Source organism: Streptosporangium sp. G11, assembly GCF_051192615.1.
Lineage (GTDB): Bacteria > Actinomycetota > Actinomycetes > Streptosporangiales > Streptosporangiaceae > Streptosporangium.
In genome coordinates, this window is the sequence record NZ_JBPJUQ010000345.1 from 1 (window position 1) to 717 (window position 717).

The following is a 717-nucleotide window of genomic DNA, read 5'->3' on the forward strand; positions in this document are numbered from 1 at the left end:
GGTAGCAGATGAGGGCTGCGGCGATAGCGACGAAGGACGCGAAGTGGTCGGCGCGGCGTTCGTAGCGCCGGTGGAGGCGGCGGCAGCCGGCCAGCCAGGAGACGGTCCGCTCGACCACCCAACGGTGGCGTCCCAGGCGCCGGCTGGACTCGATCCCTCGGCGGGCGATGCGCGGGATGATTCCGCGGCTGCGCAGGAAGGTTCGCAGATGCGGGTAGTCGTAGCCCTTGTCGCCGTGCAGCTTCGCCGGTCGGCGGCGTCGCGGTCCACGGCGGGAACGGATCGGCGGGATGCTTCGTACCAGCGGCTCCAAGCCCCGGCTGTCGTGGACGTTGGCGGCGCTGATCGCGACAGCGAGGGGCAGACCGGTCCGTTCGGTGATGAGGTGGACTTTCGACCCGGCCTTGCCTCGATCGACAGGATTCGGACCTGTCAGCTCCCCCCTTTCACAGCCCGTACGCCGACCGAGTCGATCGCGCATCGCGACCAGTCCAGTTCTCCGCGCGCGCCCAGCTCGTCCAGCATGACCCGGTAGAGCTTGGCCCACACCCGGGCGGCGCTCCACTCGGCGAAACGACGGTTCACCGTCTGCCAGGAGGCGCCGAAGACCGGCGGCAACTGCCGCCAGGCGCAGCCGGTGGTGGCCACATACACGATCGCCGCCAGGATCAGACGATCGTCGACCCGCCGCCGCCCTCCTCCCTGCGGCCGGGCCGG

At 70.7% G+C, this 717-nt stretch carries 1 pseudogene; it reads right to left on the reverse strand.

Annotation, left to right across the window (positions count from 1 at the left end):
* A pseudogene (locus tag ACSDR0_RS50950) lies at positions 1 to 717 on the reverse strand (IS5 family transposase); the annotation flags it as partial.